Origin of the sequence: Massilia endophytica, from assembly GCF_021165955.1 — a bacterium.
In the GTDB taxonomy this organism is placed as follows: Bacteria; Pseudomonadota; Gammaproteobacteria; order Burkholderiales; family Burkholderiaceae_D; genus Rugamonas; species Rugamonas endophytica.
Genome location: NZ_CP088952.1, coordinates 189,946 through 203,390 on the forward strand (window position 1 = coordinate 189,946; position 13,445 = coordinate 203,390).

The 13,445-nt window shown below is 65.3% G+C and carries 15 protein-coding genes; 12 read left to right on the forward strand and 3 right to left on the reverse strand.

The features are described from left to right. Nucleotides 1-34 precede the first annotated feature (34 nt). Together LSQ66_RS00910 and LSQ66_RS00915 are read right to left on the reverse strand one after the other, a co-directional pair. Nucleotides 35-1,135, reverse strand: a complete 1,101-nt coding sequence (locus LSQ66_RS00910; protein ID WP_231767946.1) for an anhydro-N-acetylmuramic acid kinase — start codon at nt 1,133-1,135, stop codon at nt 35-37. Between the two features lie 162 nt (nt 1,136-1,297). Continuing rightward, nucleotides 1,298-2,683: a M23 family metallopeptidase gene (locus LSQ66_RS00915; RefSeq protein ID WP_231767947.1), complete on the reverse strand. Its 1,386-nt coding sequence runs from the start codon at nt 2,681-2,683 to the stop codon at nt 1,298-1,300. A 146-nt stretch (nt 2,684-2,829) separates the two neighbouring features. On the opposite strand from LSQ66_RS00915, the gene tyrS reads away from it, so the two are divergent. The 12 genes from tyrS (at nt 2,830) to LSQ66_RS00975 (ending at nt 12,504) form a co-directional block, all read left to right on the forward strand. After that, entirely contained in the window at nt 2,830-4,086 is a 1,257-nt protein-coding gene (gene tyrS / locus LSQ66_RS00920) for a tyrosine--tRNA ligase (RefSeq protein WP_231767948.1), read from the forward strand. Further along, on the forward strand, nt 4,083-4,538 hold the full coding sequence (gene dtd / locus LSQ66_RS00925; protein WP_231767949.1) for a D-aminoacyl-tRNA deacylase: 456 nt from the start codon (nt 4,083-4,085) through the stop codon (nt 4,536-4,538). Before tyrS ends, dtd begins: the two co-directional genes overlap by 4 nt. Next, entirely contained in the window at nt 4,535-5,158 is a 624-nt protein-coding gene (locus tag LSQ66_RS00930) for a YbhB/YbcL family Raf kinase inhibitor-like protein (protein WP_231767950.1), read from the forward strand. The genes dtd and LSQ66_RS00930 overlap by 4 nt, the downstream gene beginning before the upstream one ends. Continuing rightward, nucleotides 5,158-5,799 carry a histidine phosphatase family protein gene (locus LSQ66_RS00935; RefSeq protein ID WP_231767951.1) on the forward strand — a complete coding sequence of 214 codons (642 nt, stop codon included), beginning with the start codon at nt 5,158-5,160 and terminating at the stop codon, nt 5,797-5,799. Before LSQ66_RS00930 ends, LSQ66_RS00935 begins: the two co-directional genes overlap by 1 nt. Nucleotides 5,800-5,948: 149 nt before the next feature. After that, nucleotides 5,949-6,965: a tRNA dihydrouridine synthase DusB gene (gene dusB / locus LSQ66_RS00940; protein ID WP_231767952.1), complete on the forward strand. Its 1,017-nt coding sequence runs from the start codon at nt 5,949-5,951 to the stop codon at nt 6,963-6,965. A gap of 43 nt (nt 6,966-7,008) precedes the next feature. Then, a complete protein-coding gene (locus tag LSQ66_RS00945; protein WP_231767953.1) occupies nt 7,009-7,242 on the forward strand; it encodes a helix-turn-helix domain-containing protein in 234 nt (77 codons plus the stop codon). Between the two features lie 93 nt (nt 7,243-7,335). Continuing rightward, on the forward strand, nt 7,336-8,922 hold the full coding sequence (gene purH, locus LSQ66_RS00950; RefSeq protein WP_231767954.1) for a bifunctional phosphoribosylaminoimidazolecarboxamide formyltransferase/IMP cyclohydrolase: 1,587 nt from the start codon (nt 7,336-7,338) through the stop codon (nt 8,920-8,922). Between the two features lie 122 nt (nt 8,923-9,044). Next, nucleotides 9,045-9,581 carry a crossover junction endodeoxyribonuclease RuvC gene (gene ruvC / locus LSQ66_RS00955; RefSeq protein ID WP_231767955.1) on the forward strand — a complete coding sequence of 179 codons (537 nt, stop codon included), beginning with the start codon at nt 9,045-9,047 and terminating at the stop codon, nt 9,579-9,581. Nucleotides 9,582-9,608: 27 nt separating this feature from the next. Next, nucleotides 9,609-10,184, forward strand: a complete 576-nt coding sequence (ruvA, locus tag LSQ66_RS00960; protein WP_231767956.1) for a Holliday junction branch migration protein RuvA — start codon at nt 9,609-9,611, stop codon at nt 10,182-10,184. A 37-nt stretch (nt 10,185-10,221) separates the two neighbouring features. Beyond that, on the forward strand, nt 10,222-10,677 hold the full coding sequence (locus LSQ66_RS00965) for a YciI family protein (RefSeq protein WP_231767957.1): 456 nt from the start codon (nt 10,222-10,224) through the stop codon (nt 10,675-10,677). Between the two features lie 25 nt (nt 10,678-10,702). Then, a complete protein-coding gene (gene ruvB, locus LSQ66_RS00970; protein ID WP_231767958.1) occupies nt 10,703-11,755 on the forward strand; it encodes a Holliday junction branch migration DNA helicase RuvB in 1,053 nt (350 codons plus the stop codon). Further along, nucleotides 11,746-12,504, forward strand: coding sequence for a glutaminyl-peptide cyclotransferase (locus LSQ66_RS00975; RefSeq protein WP_231767959.1), 759 nt, complete (start codon nt 11,746-11,748; stop codon nt 12,502-12,504). Before ruvB ends, LSQ66_RS00975 begins: the two co-directional genes overlap by 10 nt. Here the strand turns inward: LSQ66_RS00975 and LSQ66_RS00980 are convergent, their stop codons facing one another. Then, on the reverse strand, nt 12,505-13,236 hold the full coding sequence (locus LSQ66_RS00980; RefSeq protein WP_231767960.1) for a substrate-binding periplasmic protein: 732 nt from the start codon (nt 13,234-13,236) through the stop codon (nt 12,505-12,507). It lies immediately after the preceding gene. Nucleotides 13,237-13,445: the final 209 nt, after the last annotated feature.

A 13,445-nucleotide genomic window follows, 5' to 3' on the forward strand; every position in this document is an offset into this window, starting at 1 on the left:
TCCCTGGCACCAGAAGTGGACACGGGCTGGACTGTTAGCGGGGGTAGAGGGCGCCGAGGATGCGGTCGCCGCGGGCGCCTGTCACCGCGGGGAGGTTGCCCGCGCGGCGTTCGTCGAAGCGGTGGGCGAGCCAGGCGAAGGCCATCGCTTCCACGTGGTTCGGCGGTACACCCAGCGCTTCCGTGGACTTGACTTTCACCGTGTCGCCGAGCTCGGCGGACAGCATGCCCTTCAGCGTGCCGTTGTAGGCGCCACCGCCACATAAATACACGCCGTCCACTCTGCCGCTCGAGGCGGCCTTGATGGCGTCCGCCAGGGTCAGCGCCGTCAGCCGCGTGAGGGTGTGCATCACGTCTTCCGGGGCCGCGCTTTCGAAGCCTTTCAGTTGCTTGTCGAGCCAGGTAGCGTGGAAGAGGTCGCGGCCCGTGCTCTTGGGCGCGGGCTGGGCGAAGTAGGGCTCGGACAGCAGGACCTGCATCAGCCCCGGCACTTCCTTGCCGCTCGCGGCCCAGGCGCCATCGGCATCGTAGTCCTGCCCTTTGTGGCGGCCGATCCAGAGGTCCATCAGGACGTTGCCCGGGCCGGTGTCGAAGCCGCTGACGCCGCCGTCCGCGCCCAGCACCGTGATGTTGCCGATGCCGCCGACGTTGGCCAGCACCCGCGTCTTGCCCTTTTCCCCGAACATGTCCTGGTGGAAGGCGGGGACCAGGGGGGCGCCTTGCCCGCCGGCCGCAATGTCGCGGCTGCGGAAGTCGGCGATGATGTCGATGCCGCACAGCTCGGCCAGCAGGGCGGGGTTGTTGGTCTGGCGCGTGAAGCCCAGCTCGGGACGGTGGCGGATGGTCTGGCCGTGCACGCCCGCCGCCCGCACGTCCGCCGCCTTCATGCCGCCCTTTTCCAGCAGCAGGCGCACGCATTCGGCGTAGACCTTCGCCAGCTCGTTGGCGGCCAGGCCTTCACGCTCCAGCTCGTTCTCCGAGGCGGCCTGCAGGGCCATCAGTTCGGCCCGCAGCGCGGCCGGGAAGGGCAGGTGGGCCGACGACATGGTGCGCGTGGCGCCCGCCCAGAAATCGACCAGCACGCCGTCGACACCGTCCAGGCTGGTCCCGGACATCATTCCGATAAATAAGCTCATGGTTCTCCACCAGGGTTTGCTGTGGCTATTGTGCCACTATCAACAGAGTGTTAGCCAGCGAACAGTCCGCTATTTTGTTGCTGGATATGATGGAGTCATGGTGAGGGAGGAAGAAAAACGGCGCCCGCGAGGGCGCCGCTATTCACCAGCGAACCGGACAGCTTACTTGGCTGCCAGGACGCCGTTGTTCGAGCCGCCCGCAGGACGCAGCAGCGCGAAGCGGTGGATCATTTCGCCCGAAACGGTCTTGAAGCGCGACATTTCGGCGGCCGTCAGCGGGGCCTGGGGCGCGATGTTGAGCTTGCCCGGATCCTGGGCCTGGCCCGCCACGCGGAACTCGTAGTGCAGGTGGGCGCCGGTGGACCAGCCGGTGGTGCCGACATAGCCGATCAGGTCGCCCTGGCTGACCTTGCTGCCCTTGCGCACGCCCGGCGCGAAGCGGCTCATGTGGGCGTAAGCCGTGGTGTAGTTGTTCCAGTGCTTGAGCACGACCACGTTGCCATAGCCGCCCTGCACGCCCGCGAAATCGACCACGCCGTCGCCCGCCGCGCGGATCGGGGTGCCGGTCGGCGCCGCGAAATCGATGCCCTTGTGCGCCTTCCACTGGCCCGAGATCGGGTGCACGCGCATGGAGAAGCCGGAGGAAATACGGCTGAATTCCAGGGGCGACTTCAGGAAGGCCTTTTTCAGCGCCTTGCCGTCGAAGCTGTAGTAGCCGCCGCCGCTCTTGCTGGCAGGGTCTTCAAACCACACGGACTGATAGGTCGTGCCGCGGTTGGTGAATTCGCCGGCCAGGATGCGGCCTGCGCGCACGAACTCGCCGTCCTGCCAGAAGGTCTCGTACACCACATTGAAATGGTCGCCGCGCTTCAGGTCGGAGCGGAAGTCGATATTGGTCGAGAACATCTCCACGATCTGGCGCACGATGGAATCGGGCAGGCGGGTGCCGTCCTGGCTCGAGTCGGTGGCCGCGAACAGGCTGGTGGTGATGGTGCGCGCGTGCATCTCGACGCGGCGCTCCAGTTTCGCCGCCGTTTCTTCGGCCACGAAACTATCTCCCTTGCGGGTGATCGAAATATTCTTGACGGGGATGTCCTTGCCGTCGACCACGGTGGCGCGCAGCCACAGCAGGTTGCCTTCCTCGTCCGTCTGGGCCTGCACGCGCTTGCCGGTCTTGAGCTGCATCACCGCCTTGGCGACCTGGTCCTTCTTGATGAAGGTCTCTGCGGCCTCGTCTTCAACGCCCAGGCGCTGCATCAGGGTGGCCAGGGTGTCACCGGCGCGGATGCGCTCTTCGTGCACGTATTTCTGGCTGCCGTCCTGTGCTTCGAGGGCCGCAATCTGGGAGGAGAGGTTGGGCAGCTCGATATTTTGGGAGATCGTTTTAACGGGCAGATCGCTCGCATCGGGGGCGAGCGGCGCGACGCCGGCAGCACCGAAGGTGCATACCGCGAGTGCCAGCGCCGAGGCGCTGATGATGCGGGCCTTGCGTGTCGAACCTAGCAGATTGTACAAGCGCGAGCTTGTGAACTTGTTTATAGGGTTCATGCAATCAGTTAAAATTTGCCGCTTGAACTTAAGGAATTATTGCTGTTTTGTTCTAAGTCGTTGATTTCATTGGGCAGGATTGATGGGATCGGGCATTATAGCAAAGTCCGCCGCCCTGCCAACACTTCGAGAAAATTTCGCTATACATGGATACAAATTCCCAGCCGGGCAAGAAAGTTGTGACGCCGGTCCTCCCGCTCAGCGACAAAGTCCAGGAGGCGCTCGCCATCGCCAAACGCGGCGTGGACGAGTTGCTGATCGAAAGTGAGTTCGCCCAGAAACTGGCGCGCTCCGAGCAGTCGGGCGTGCCCCTGCGCATCAAGCTGGGCCTGGACCCGACGGCGCCCGACCTGCACCTGGGCCACACGGTGGTGCTGAACAAGATGCGCCAGCTGCAGAACCTGGGCCACCAGGTGATCTTCCTGATCGGCGACTTCACCTCCATGATCGGCGACCCGTCCGGCCGCAACGTGACCCGCCCGCCGCTCACCCGCGAGCAGATCGAGCTGAACGCCCAGACCTATTTCAAGCAGGCCTCGCTCGTGCTGGATCCGGCGAAAACGGAAATCCGCTACAACTCCGAGTGGTGCGACCCGCTGGGCGCGCGCGGCATGATCCAGCTCGCTTCGCGCTACACCGTGGCGCGCATGATGGAGCGCGACGATTTCGCCAAGCGCTTCAAGAATGGGACCCCCATTTCGGTCCACGAGTTCCTCTATCCGCTGATGCAGGGCTACGATTCGGTGGCCTTGAAGGCCGACCTGGAGCTGGGCGGCACGGACCAGAAGTTCAACCTGCTGGTGGGCCGCGAGCTGCAGAAGGACTGGGACCAGGAGCCGCAGTGCATCCTCACCATGCCCCTGCTGGAAGGCCTGGACGGCGTGGAGAAGATGTCCAAGTCCAAGAACAACTACATCGGCATCACCGAGCCCGCCAACACCATGTTCGCCAAGGTGATGAGCATTTCGGACACCATGATGTGGCGCTACTACGAGCTGCTGTCCTGGAAGTCCATCGACGAGATCGCCGCGCTGAAGCAGGCCGTGGATGGCGGCGCCAATCCGCGCGACGCCAAGGTGGCCATCGCCCAGGAGATCGTGGAGCGCTTCCACTCGCGCCAGGCGGCCGAGGATGCGCTGGCCGACTTCGTCAACCGCTCCAAGGGCGGCATTCCGGACGACGTGCCGGAAGTGGCCGTGGGCGGCGCGCCGGTGGGCATCGCCAGCCTGCTGAAGCAGATCGGCCTGTGCGCCTCCACCTCGGAAGCGAACCGCATGATCGACCAGGGCGGCGTGCGCCTGGACGGCGCTGTCATCAGCGACAAGGGCCTCAAGGCCGAAGCCGGTACTTTCGTGCTGCAGGTGGGCAAGCGCAAGTTCGCCCGCGTGACCTTGTCGGCATGATCGGCCTGCTGCAGCGGGTCAGCCAGGCCAAGGTGGTGGTGGAGGGCGAGACGGTGGGCGCCATCGAAGGCGGCCTGATGGTGCTGGTGTGCGCCGAGCGCGGCGACAGCGAGAAGGAGGCCGATGCCCTCCTGGCCAAGCTGCTGTCCTACCGCGTGTTCGCCGACGAGGCGGGCAAGATGAACCGCAGCGTGACGGATGTGGCGGGCGGCCTGCTGCTGGTGCCCCAGTTCACCCTGGCGGCCGACACCAAGTCGGGCACCCGGCCCTCCTTCACGCCCGCCGCGGCGCCGGAGGAGGGCCAGCGCCTCTTCGATTATTTCGTGCGCCAGGCAAAGGCGAAGCATGCTCAAGTAGAGACCGGGCGGTTCGGGGCGGACATGAAGGTGTCCCTGACCAACGACGGCCCGGTCACCTTCTGGCTGCAAGTCAATCCAAAGGCACCCACATGAGGATCTGGAGCGATTCGTTCAAAAATGGGGCAAGCATGCCCGGCCACCTGGCTTTCGCAGTCAAGGACGCGGCCACCCACGTGCGCTTCGCGGGCAACCGCAACCCCCACCTGGCCTGGGACGAGGTTCCCAACGGCACCGAATCGCTCATCCTCTTCTGCATCGACGGCGACGCGCCGCAGGACGGCACGGACGTGAACAAGGAAGGCCGCACCGTGCGCGCCAGCGTGCCGCGCGGCGACTTCTACCACTGGACCCTGGCCGATATCCCGCCTTCCATGGGCAGCATTGCCGAAGGCCGCTTTTCGGACGGGGTGACCCCGCACGGCAAGCCCGGCCCGGCCATTGCCAACGGCGGCAGTTCCCTGCGCCACGGCCTGAACGACTATACGGGCTGGTTCGCGGGCGACCCGGACATGGCGGGCGACTATTTCGGCTACGACGGCCCCTGCCCGCCCTGGAACGACGAGCGCGTGCACCATTACATCTTCCGCATCTACGCCCTGGACGTGGCCCGGCTGCCCGTGGAGGGCCGCTTCACCGGCCCCCAGGCCATGGCCGCCATGCACGGCCATATTCTCGACGAAGCCCAGCTCATCGGCAGCTATACCCTGAAATAATGAGCACCATCCTGCTGATACGCCATGGCGAGACCGCCTGGAACGCCGTGCGCCGCCTGCAAGGCCATATCGATATCGACCTGAACGAGGAAGGGCTGCGCCAGGCCGCCGCGCTGGGCCGGGCCCTGGCCGCCGAGCCGCTGGACGCGATCGTGTCCAGCGACCTGAAGCGGGCCCAGCAGACGGCCCAGGCCATTGCCGCCCACCATGAGCTGCCCCTGCACACCGACCCCGGCCTGCGCGAGCGGGCGTATGGCGCCTTCGAAGGCCTCCTGTATACAGAGATCGCGGAACGCTACCCTGAAGACTTTGCCGACTGGCAGGCGCGCAAGGTGGAAACCGTGATGCCCGCCGGCGGCCGCCTCGCCGAAAGCTTCCACCAGTTCTACGACCGCTGCGTGGCAGGCCTGGTCCGCTGGGCCGGAAAGCATCCCGGCCAAACGATTGCGGTGGTGGCCCACGGCGGCGTGCTGGAGTGCGCCTACCGGGCCGCGACCGGCATGTCCCTGGACTCGCCGCGCAACTTCCAGGTGAAGAATGCAAGCATCAACCGTTTTACATTTGAGAACGGAAGATTGCTGCTTCGTCAATGGGGAGAAGTGGCGCATCTCCAGCCTGCAACGCTGGATGACATCGTTTAGCACACCCGTCCGCAATTTTTCCCTAGGAAAAGACTGTTTCATAACCGCCAAGCTGCACAAGGACTTTTTTCAGACAAAATAGTGCTTATTATTTGAGCAGTCCTTCGGTTAGAATTGCAGACCCTGTGCTCGACTTTGGAAACCGCTCCGTGCAAATCGGCCCTCATACACTCCGCAACAACGTCTTCGTCGCCCCCATGGCGGGCGTGACGGACCGTCCCTTCCGGCAACTGTGCAAGGAGCTGGGCGCGGGCTATGCGGTGTCGGAAATGGCGGCCTCCAACCCGAAGCTGTGGGCCAGCGAGAAAAGTTCGCGCCGTACGGACCATGAAGGCGAAATGGAGCCGAAGGCGGTGCAGATCGCAGGCGCCGACCCCCAGGACCTGGCCGACTGCGCCAAATTCAACGTGGACAAGGGCGCGCAGATCATCGACATCAATATGGGCTGCCCCGTCAAGAAGGTGTGCAACAACTGGTGCGGCTCGGCCCTGCTGCAGCACGAGGACCTGGTCGAGCGCATCCTGCACGCCGTGGTGGGCGCGGTGGACGTGCCCGTGACCCTGAAATTCCGCACCGGCTGGAACCGCGAGAACAAGAATGCGCTGCGCATAGCGCGCATTGCCGAGCAGGCAGGGATCCAGATGCTGACCCTGCACGGCCGCACCCGCGCCGACGGCTACAGCGGCGACGCCGAATATGAAACGATTGCGGCCGTGAAGGCCGAGGTGAAGATTCCCGTGGTCGCCAACGGCGACATCACCACGCCGGAGAAGGCGCGCTACGTGCTGGAGCGCACGGGCGCCGACGCGGTGATGATCGGCCGCGCCGCCCAGGGCCGCCCCTGGATCTTCCGCGAAATCGATTACTACTTGCGTACAGGCAATCACTTGCCGCCGCCACTGGTGGCCGAAGTGCGCCAGCTCATGGACGAACACCTGCGCGCCCACTACGCCTTCTACGGCGAGTTCGTGGGCGTGCGCACGGCGCGCAAGCACATTGGCTGGTATGTGCGCGACCTGCCGGGCGGCGAGGAATTCCGCCAGGCCATGAACCGCCTGGAATCGACGGACGAGCAGCTGCGCGCGGTGGACGGCTTCTTCGAATCGCAATGGAAGTACGGGGAACGGTTACAATACCGCCTCCCCGAGGAAATGCTGGCCGCTTAAGCGGTGGCTGGTGGGGCATGTAATTTAGCAGAATGATAAAAAAATGAGCAAAGAAAGTATCCAGGAAGTCGTCCAGAAAAGCCTTGAAGACTACTTCAACGACCTGGGCGAGCAACCGGCTTCGAATATCTACGACATGGTGGTGCTGACGGTCGAGAAGCCTATCCTCGAAGTGGTGATGACGCGCGCCGACGGCAACCAGTCGCACGCCGCCCAAATGCTCGGTATCAACCGCAACACGCTGCGAAAAAAATTACAGGAACACGGCCTGCTGTAAGGCCCTTCGACCGTCCGGCTATCGAGTGGCTGTGACCGGCCGCTGCGGCCGGCGGTTCTGTACAACCAGAATTTTCACTACCTCCAATCAGCCATGATCAAACAAGCTCTCATCTCCGTTTCCGACAAGACCGGCGTGCTCGATTTTGCGCGCGCCCTGTCGGCGATGGGCGTCAACATCCTGTCCACCGGCGGCACGGCCAAGCTGCTCGCCGATAACGGCGTGCCCGTGACCGAGGTGGCCGACTACACCGGCTTCCCGGAAATGCTGGACGGCCGCGTGAAGACGCTGCACCCGAAGGTCCACGGCGGCATCCTGGCGCGCCGCGACTTCCCGGAGCACATGGCGAAGCTGGATGAGCACAATATCCCGACCATCGACATGGTGGTGGTGAACCTCTACCCCTTCCAGGCGACCGTGGCGAAAGCCGAGTGCTCGCTGGAAGACGCCATCGAGAACATCGACATCGGCGGCCCGGCCATGCTGCGCTCCTCGGCCAAGAACCACAAGGACGTGGTGGTGATCTGCGATCCGTCCGACTACGGCCGCGTGCTGGCCGAGATGAAGACCACGGACAATGCGCCGGGCTATGTGAGCTACGAAACGCGCTTCATGCTGGCCAAGAAGGTCTACGCCCACACGGCGCAGTACGACGGCGCCATCGCCAACTACCTGAGCAGCCTGGGCCCGGACCGCGCGCACGCCACGCGCAGCGCCTATCCGCAGACCCTGAACACCCACTTCGAGAAGGTGCAGGACATGCGCTACGGCGAGAACCCGCACCAGACGGCCGCCTTCTACCGCGACCTGTCGCCGGTGGCGGGCGCGCTGGCGAACTACCGCCAGCTGCAGGGCAAGGAGCTTTCGTACAACAATATCGCGGACGCGGATGCGGCCTGGGAATGCGTGAAGAGCATGGGCGGCTTCGACCAGGCCGCAGCCTGCGTCATCGTCAAGCATGCCAATCCTTGCGGCGTGGCGCTGGGCGTGTCGGCCGTGGAGGCCTACCAGCGCGCGCTGCAGACCGACCCGACGTCGGCCTTCGGCGGCATCATCGCCTTCAACGTGGAAGTGGATGCGGCGGCGGCCACCGAGCTGGCCAAGCTCTTCGTGGAAGTGCTGATCGCGCCGTCCTTCACGGACGAGGCGAAGCAGATCATGTCGGCCAAGCAGAACGTGCGCCTGCTGGAGATTCCGCTGGGCGATGGCGTGAACGGCATGGACTTCAAGCGCGTGGGCGGCGGCCTGCTGGTGCAGTCGGCCGATTCCAGGAACGTGCTGATGGCCGACCTGAAGGTCGTCACCAAGAAGCAGCCGACGCCGCAGCAGATGGCGGACCTGATGTTCGCCTGGCGCGTGGCCAAGTACGTGAAGTCGAACGCCATCGTCTTCTGCGCGAACAACATGACCCTGGGCGTGGGCGCGGGCCAGATGAGCCGCATCGACTCCGCGCGCATCGCCTCCATCAAGGCGCAGAACGCGGGCCTGACCCTGGCCGGTTCCGTGGTGGCGTCGGACGCCTTCTTCCCCTTCCGCGACGGCCTGGACGTGGTGGTGGACGCGGGCGCGAGCTGCGTGATCCAGCCGGGCGGCTCCATGCGCGACCAGGAAGTGATCGACGCGGCCGACGAGCGCGGCGTCGTCATGCTCTACACCGGCACCCGCCACTTCCGCCACTAAGAACGGCAGGGGACGGACCCCGCTTTCGGCGCAGCCGAAACCGGGGTCCGTCCCCGGTGGGAAATCCGCCACTGAACACAGTCCGCCTTGCCCGCGCAGCCGAGACTGCATACAATCAGGCAATGATCATCCTCGGCATCGACCCCGGCCTGCGCACCACAGGCTTCGGCGTCATTCACAAGCAGGGCAGCAAGCTGCGCTACATCGCCTCCGGCACCATCAAGAGCGGCGACGGCGACCTGCCCGCCAGGCTGAAGGTGATCCTCTCCGGCGTGAGCGAGCTGGCCGCCACCTACCAGCCCGACTGCGCGGCGATCGAAAAGGTCTTCGTCAACGTCAATCCCCAATCCACACTGCTGCTGGGCCAGGCCCGCGGCGCCGCGATCTGCGCGCTGGTCACGCATGACCTGGCGGTGGCGGAATACTCGCCCACGCAGGTGAAGCAGGCCGTCGTGGGCACCGGCCGCGCCGCCAAGCCGCAGGTGCAGGACATGGTGGCGCGCCTGCTGGCGCTGCCCGGCCTGCCCGGCACCGATGCCGCCGATGCGCTGGGCGTCGCCATCTGCCACGCCCACAGCAACAGCACGCTGTCCGTCATCAGCAATATTGCGCCGAAGCTCGCCGGGCTGCGCATGCGGCGCGGCCGCCTGGTCGGCTAAACTGTCTCTTTTTCTCAGGTTAATTCCATGATCGGACGACTCTCCGGGGTGCTGCTCGAAAAGAACCCGCCGCAATTGCTGGTGGATGTCCAAGGCGTCGGCTATGAAGTCGACGTCCCCATGAGCACTTTCTACAACCTGCCCGGCACGGGCGAGCGCGTGGTGCTCTATACCCACCTCACCGTGCGCGAGGACGCCCACCTGCTGTTCGGCTTCGGCAACGCGGAGGAGCGGGCCGTGTTCCGCCAGCTCATCAAGATCAGCGGCATCGGCGCGCGCACGGCGCTGTCCATCCTGTCCGGCATGTCCATCGGCGACCTGGCGCAGGCCGTCACGCGGCAGGAGGCGGGGCGCCTGGTGAAGGTGCCGGGCATCGGCAAGAAGACGGCCGAACGCCTGCTGCTGGAGCTGAAGGGCAAGCTGGGCGCCGATATCGGCGCCGGCCCGCACCCCGTGGCCGATTCGCAGACCGATATCCTGAACGCGCTGCTGGCGCTGGGCTACTCGGACAAGGAGGCCCTGCTGGCGCTGAAGACCGTGCCCGCGGGCGCCAGCGTGTCGGACGGCATCAAGCAGGCCCTGAAGGCGCTGTCCAAGGGCTGAGCATGCTAGTATTTTTGAAAACCATCCCGGGGGAACCATGAAGAAGCTCTGCGCAACCTTGCTGCTGGCCGCCACATCCTTCATGGCCCAGGCCCAGACGGCGCCCGTGTACGACGCGGAACTGGCGAAGTCCCTGGGCGGCTCGGACCAGGGCATGCGCCGCTACGTTTTCGTCATCCTGCGCACGGGCCCCAACAAGATTCCGGCCGGGGCGGAGCGCAACGAGATGTTCGCGGGCCACATGGCCAATATCCAGCGCCTGGCCGACGAAGGCAAGCTGGTTTATGCGGGCCCGCTGGACGGCGTGGACGGCGCGCGCGGCATCTTCATTTTTGCCGTGGAGACCATCGAGCAGGCCAGGCCGCTGGTGGAAACCGATCCCGTCATCATCAAGGGCGAAATGGTGGCGGAATACCACACCCATTTCGGCTCCGCGGGGCTGATGATGGTCAACCGTGTGCACCCGAAAATCATCAAGCCAGCCGCCAAGTAAGCCGCAGACTGCGTACAATGCTGGCATGAGCATCCAGACCGACAATTTCACCGAACAGCGCATCATCGATGCGGCGCCGTCCTCGCCGAACGAGGAGGCCATCGAGCGCGCGCTGCGGCCCAAGCATCTCGATGAATACGTCGGGCAGGCGAAGATCCGCGACCAGCTGGAGATCTTCATCTCCGCCGCGCGCAAGCGCAGCGAAGCACTGGACCACACCTTGCTGTTCGGCCCCCCGGGCCTGGGCAAGACCACGCTGGCCAACATCATCGCCCGCGAAATGGGCGTGAACCTGCGCCAGACTTCCGGCCCCGTGCTGGAGCGCCCGGGCGACCTGGCGGCCATCCTCACCAATCTCGAAGCGAACGATGTGCTCTTCATCGACGAGATCCACCGCCTCTCGCCGGTGGTGGAGGAGATCCTGTATCCGGCGCTGGAGGACTACCAGATCGACATCATGATCGGCGAAGGCCCGGCGGCCCGCTCGGTCAAGCTCGATCTCCAGCCCTTCACCCTGGTGGGCGCGACGACGCGCGCGGGCATGCTCACCAATCCGCTGCGCGACCGCTTCGGCATCGTGGCGCGCCTGGAGTTCTACACCACGGAAGAACTGGCGAAGATCGTCACCCGCAGCGCCGCGCTGCTGAAGGCGAACATCGACGACAGCGGCGCCGTGGAGATCGCGCGCCGCGCGCGCGGCACGCCGCGCATCGCCAACCGCCTGCTGCGCCGCGTGCGCGACTACGCGGAAGTGAAGGGCAATGGCGACATCACCAAGGCGGTCGCCGATGCGGCCCTGCGCATGCTCGATGTGGACAGCGTGGGCTTCGACGTGATGGACCGCAAGCTGCTCGAAGCGGTGCTCTACAAGTTCGGCGGCGGCCCGGTCGGCATCGGCAATCTCGCCGCCGCCATCGGCGAGGCGGCGGACACCATCGAGGACGTGCTGGAGCCCTACCTGATCCAGCAGGGCTACCTGCAGCGCACGCCGCGCGGCCGCGTCGCCACGCCCGCCGCCTACCAGCACTTCGGCGCGACGCCGCCGCGCACCAATCCGAACGGGGAACTATGGGACTGAAGCTCGCCGCCGCCGCGCTGCTGTTGTGCGCCGGCGTGGCGCAGGCCGCCGCACCCGTGTACGGCTACAAGGTCAAGCGCAGCTTTCCGCACGATCCCACGGCCTTCACCCAGGGGCTCTTCTACCGCAACGGCATCCTGTACGAGAGCACGGGCCTGAACGGCCGATCCTCGATCCGCAAGGTGGCGCTGGAAACGGGCAAGGTGCTGCAGCGCATCGACATTCCGGAGCAGTATTTCGGCGAAGGCATCGCGCCTGTCGGCAATGCCCTGATCAGCCTGACCTGGACCAGCCAGACGGGCTTCGTGTTCGACATCGACACGCTCAAGCCGCGCGGCAGCTTCTCCTACCAGGGCGAGGGCTGGGCCCTCACCACGGACGGCGAGCGCGTCTACATGAGCGACGGCACGGCCTATATCCGCGTGCTCGACCCGAACACCATGCAGGTGCAGCGCCGCATCCGCGTGAGCGCGGACGGTTCGCCGCTCACGCAGATCAACGAGCTGGAATGGGTGGACGGGGAAATCTACGCGAACATCTGGCAGACCAGCCGCATTGCGCGCATCGATCCCTTCAGCGGCCAGGTACGGGGCTGGATCGACCTTACAGGTTTGGCGGAGCAGGCGGGCATCAAGCAGGGTTCGGACAATGTGCTGAACGGGATCGCCTGGGATGCGGCGCAGCGCCGCCTCTTCGTCACCGGCAAGCTCTGGCCGCGCCTCTTCGAAATCGAAGTGGTCAAGCGCTGATCACTGCGGCGGCTTCAGGCCGTAGCTGCGCAGCACCCGCGCATAGGTGCCATCCTTGACGATTCCCTTCATCGCCGCCTGCAGGCGGCTTGCCACGGCGTCGCTCACGTCCGTCGAGCCGCCCAGCCAGGTCTCGGTGGTCACTAGCGGGTCGCTGATGGCGTAGCGCATGTCGGGGAAGAACACGTGGGCGGTACCGCTGATGATGTCCTGGTCGCCGAACACCGCGTCGGCAATGCCGGTGCGCACCAGCCGCACGCCGCCCTGCACCGTGGTGGTCTCCAGCAGTTTCGTGAAGCCCTGGCGCTTCAGGTTCTCCATCTGCACCGAGCCGCGCAGGATGGCGATGCGCTTGTTCTTCAGGGCGGCGATGTTGCGCACATCCGTCTTGCCCTCCTCGGCGATGAAAACGAAGCGCTCGTAGTGCAGGGGCACCAGCCAGCGGTAGACCTTTTCCCTCTCGGGCGTGCGCGTGATGGGGAAGATGGCCGTATTCGGCACCGTGGACACCAGGAAGAGCGCGCGCTTCCACGGCACATATTCCACCTGTATCTCCACCTCGGCCCGCCGCGCCATCTCCCTCACCAGGTCCACCAGGGCGCCGGGCCGCGCCGGCGAGTTGGCAATGGCCAGCGGCGGAATATCGCTGGTCACCACGCGCAGGGGCGCCGCAGCGGCGAGGCTGGACAGGCTGGCGGCGCAGGCCAGGAGGAGGCGGAGCAGGATGTGCATTGTCGAGATTGTATCAAGCCGCGCGGAACGGCCCGGGCGGGACATATGCCATCTCGACAATTCATTACAAATTTGAGGAAACTTCACTGAATCCCTGCGAGAAATCGCTCGGCATAATGCACGCAATCGAATAACACAGGCAGGAACATGAAAGCTCTCCGGATTTTCGCTTTGACGTGTGCAGTGGCTGCGGCCCCCGCCGCCAATGC

What these genes read in the sequence shown, in the direction of transcription:
- LSQ66_RS00910 (WP_231767946.1), bottom strand. Translation starts at nt 1,135, where the DNA reads ATGAGCTTATTTATCGGAATGATGTCCGGGACCAGCCTGGACGGTGTC.
- LSQ66_RS00915 (WP_231767947.1), bottom strand. Translation starts at nt 2,683, where the DNA reads ATGAACCCTATAAACAAGTTCACAAGCTCGCGCTTGTACAATCTGCTA.
- tyrS (WP_231767948.1), top strand. Translation starts at nt 2,830, where the DNA reads ATGGATACAAATTCCCAGCCGGGCAAGAAAGTTGTGACGCCGGTCCTC.
- dtd (WP_231767949.1), top strand. Translation starts at nt 4,083, where the DNA reads ATGATCGGCCTGCTGCAGCGGGTCAGCCAGGCCAAGGTGGTGGTGGAG.
- LSQ66_RS00930 (WP_231767950.1), top strand. Translation starts at nt 4,535, where the DNA reads ATGAGGATCTGGAGCGATTCGTTCAAAAATGGGGCAAGCATGCCCGGC.
- LSQ66_RS00935 (WP_231767951.1), top strand. Translation starts at nt 5,158, where the DNA reads ATGAGCACCATCCTGCTGATACGCCATGGCGAGACCGCCTGGAACGCC.
- LSQ66_RS00945 (WP_231767953.1), top strand. Translation starts at nt 7,009, where the DNA reads ATGAGCAAAGAAAGTATCCAGGAAGTCGTCCAGAAAAGCCTTGAAGAC.
- purH (WP_231767954.1), top strand. Translation starts at nt 7,336, where the DNA reads ATGATCAAACAAGCTCTCATCTCCGTTTCCGACAAGACCGGCGTGCTC.
- ruvC (WP_231767955.1), top strand. Translation starts at nt 9,045, where the DNA reads ATGATCATCCTCGGCATCGACCCCGGCCTGCGCACCACAGGCTTCGGC.
- ruvA (WP_231767956.1), top strand. Translation starts at nt 9,609, where the DNA reads ATGATCGGACGACTCTCCGGGGTGCTGCTCGAAAAGAACCCGCCGCAA.
- LSQ66_RS00965 (WP_231767957.1), top strand. Translation starts at nt 10,222, where the DNA reads ATGAAGAAGCTCTGCGCAACCTTGCTGCTGGCCGCCACATCCTTCATG.
- ruvB (WP_231767958.1), top strand. Translation starts at nt 10,703, where the DNA reads ATGAGCATCCAGACCGACAATTTCACCGAACAGCGCATCATCGATGCG.
- LSQ66_RS00975 (WP_231767959.1), top strand. Translation starts at nt 11,746, where the DNA reads ATGGGACTGAAGCTCGCCGCCGCCGCGCTGCTGTTGTGCGCCGGCGTG.
- LSQ66_RS00980 (WP_231767960.1), bottom strand. Translation starts at nt 13,236, where the DNA reads ATGCACATCCTGCTCCGCCTCCTCCTGGCCTGCGCCGCCAGCCTGTCC.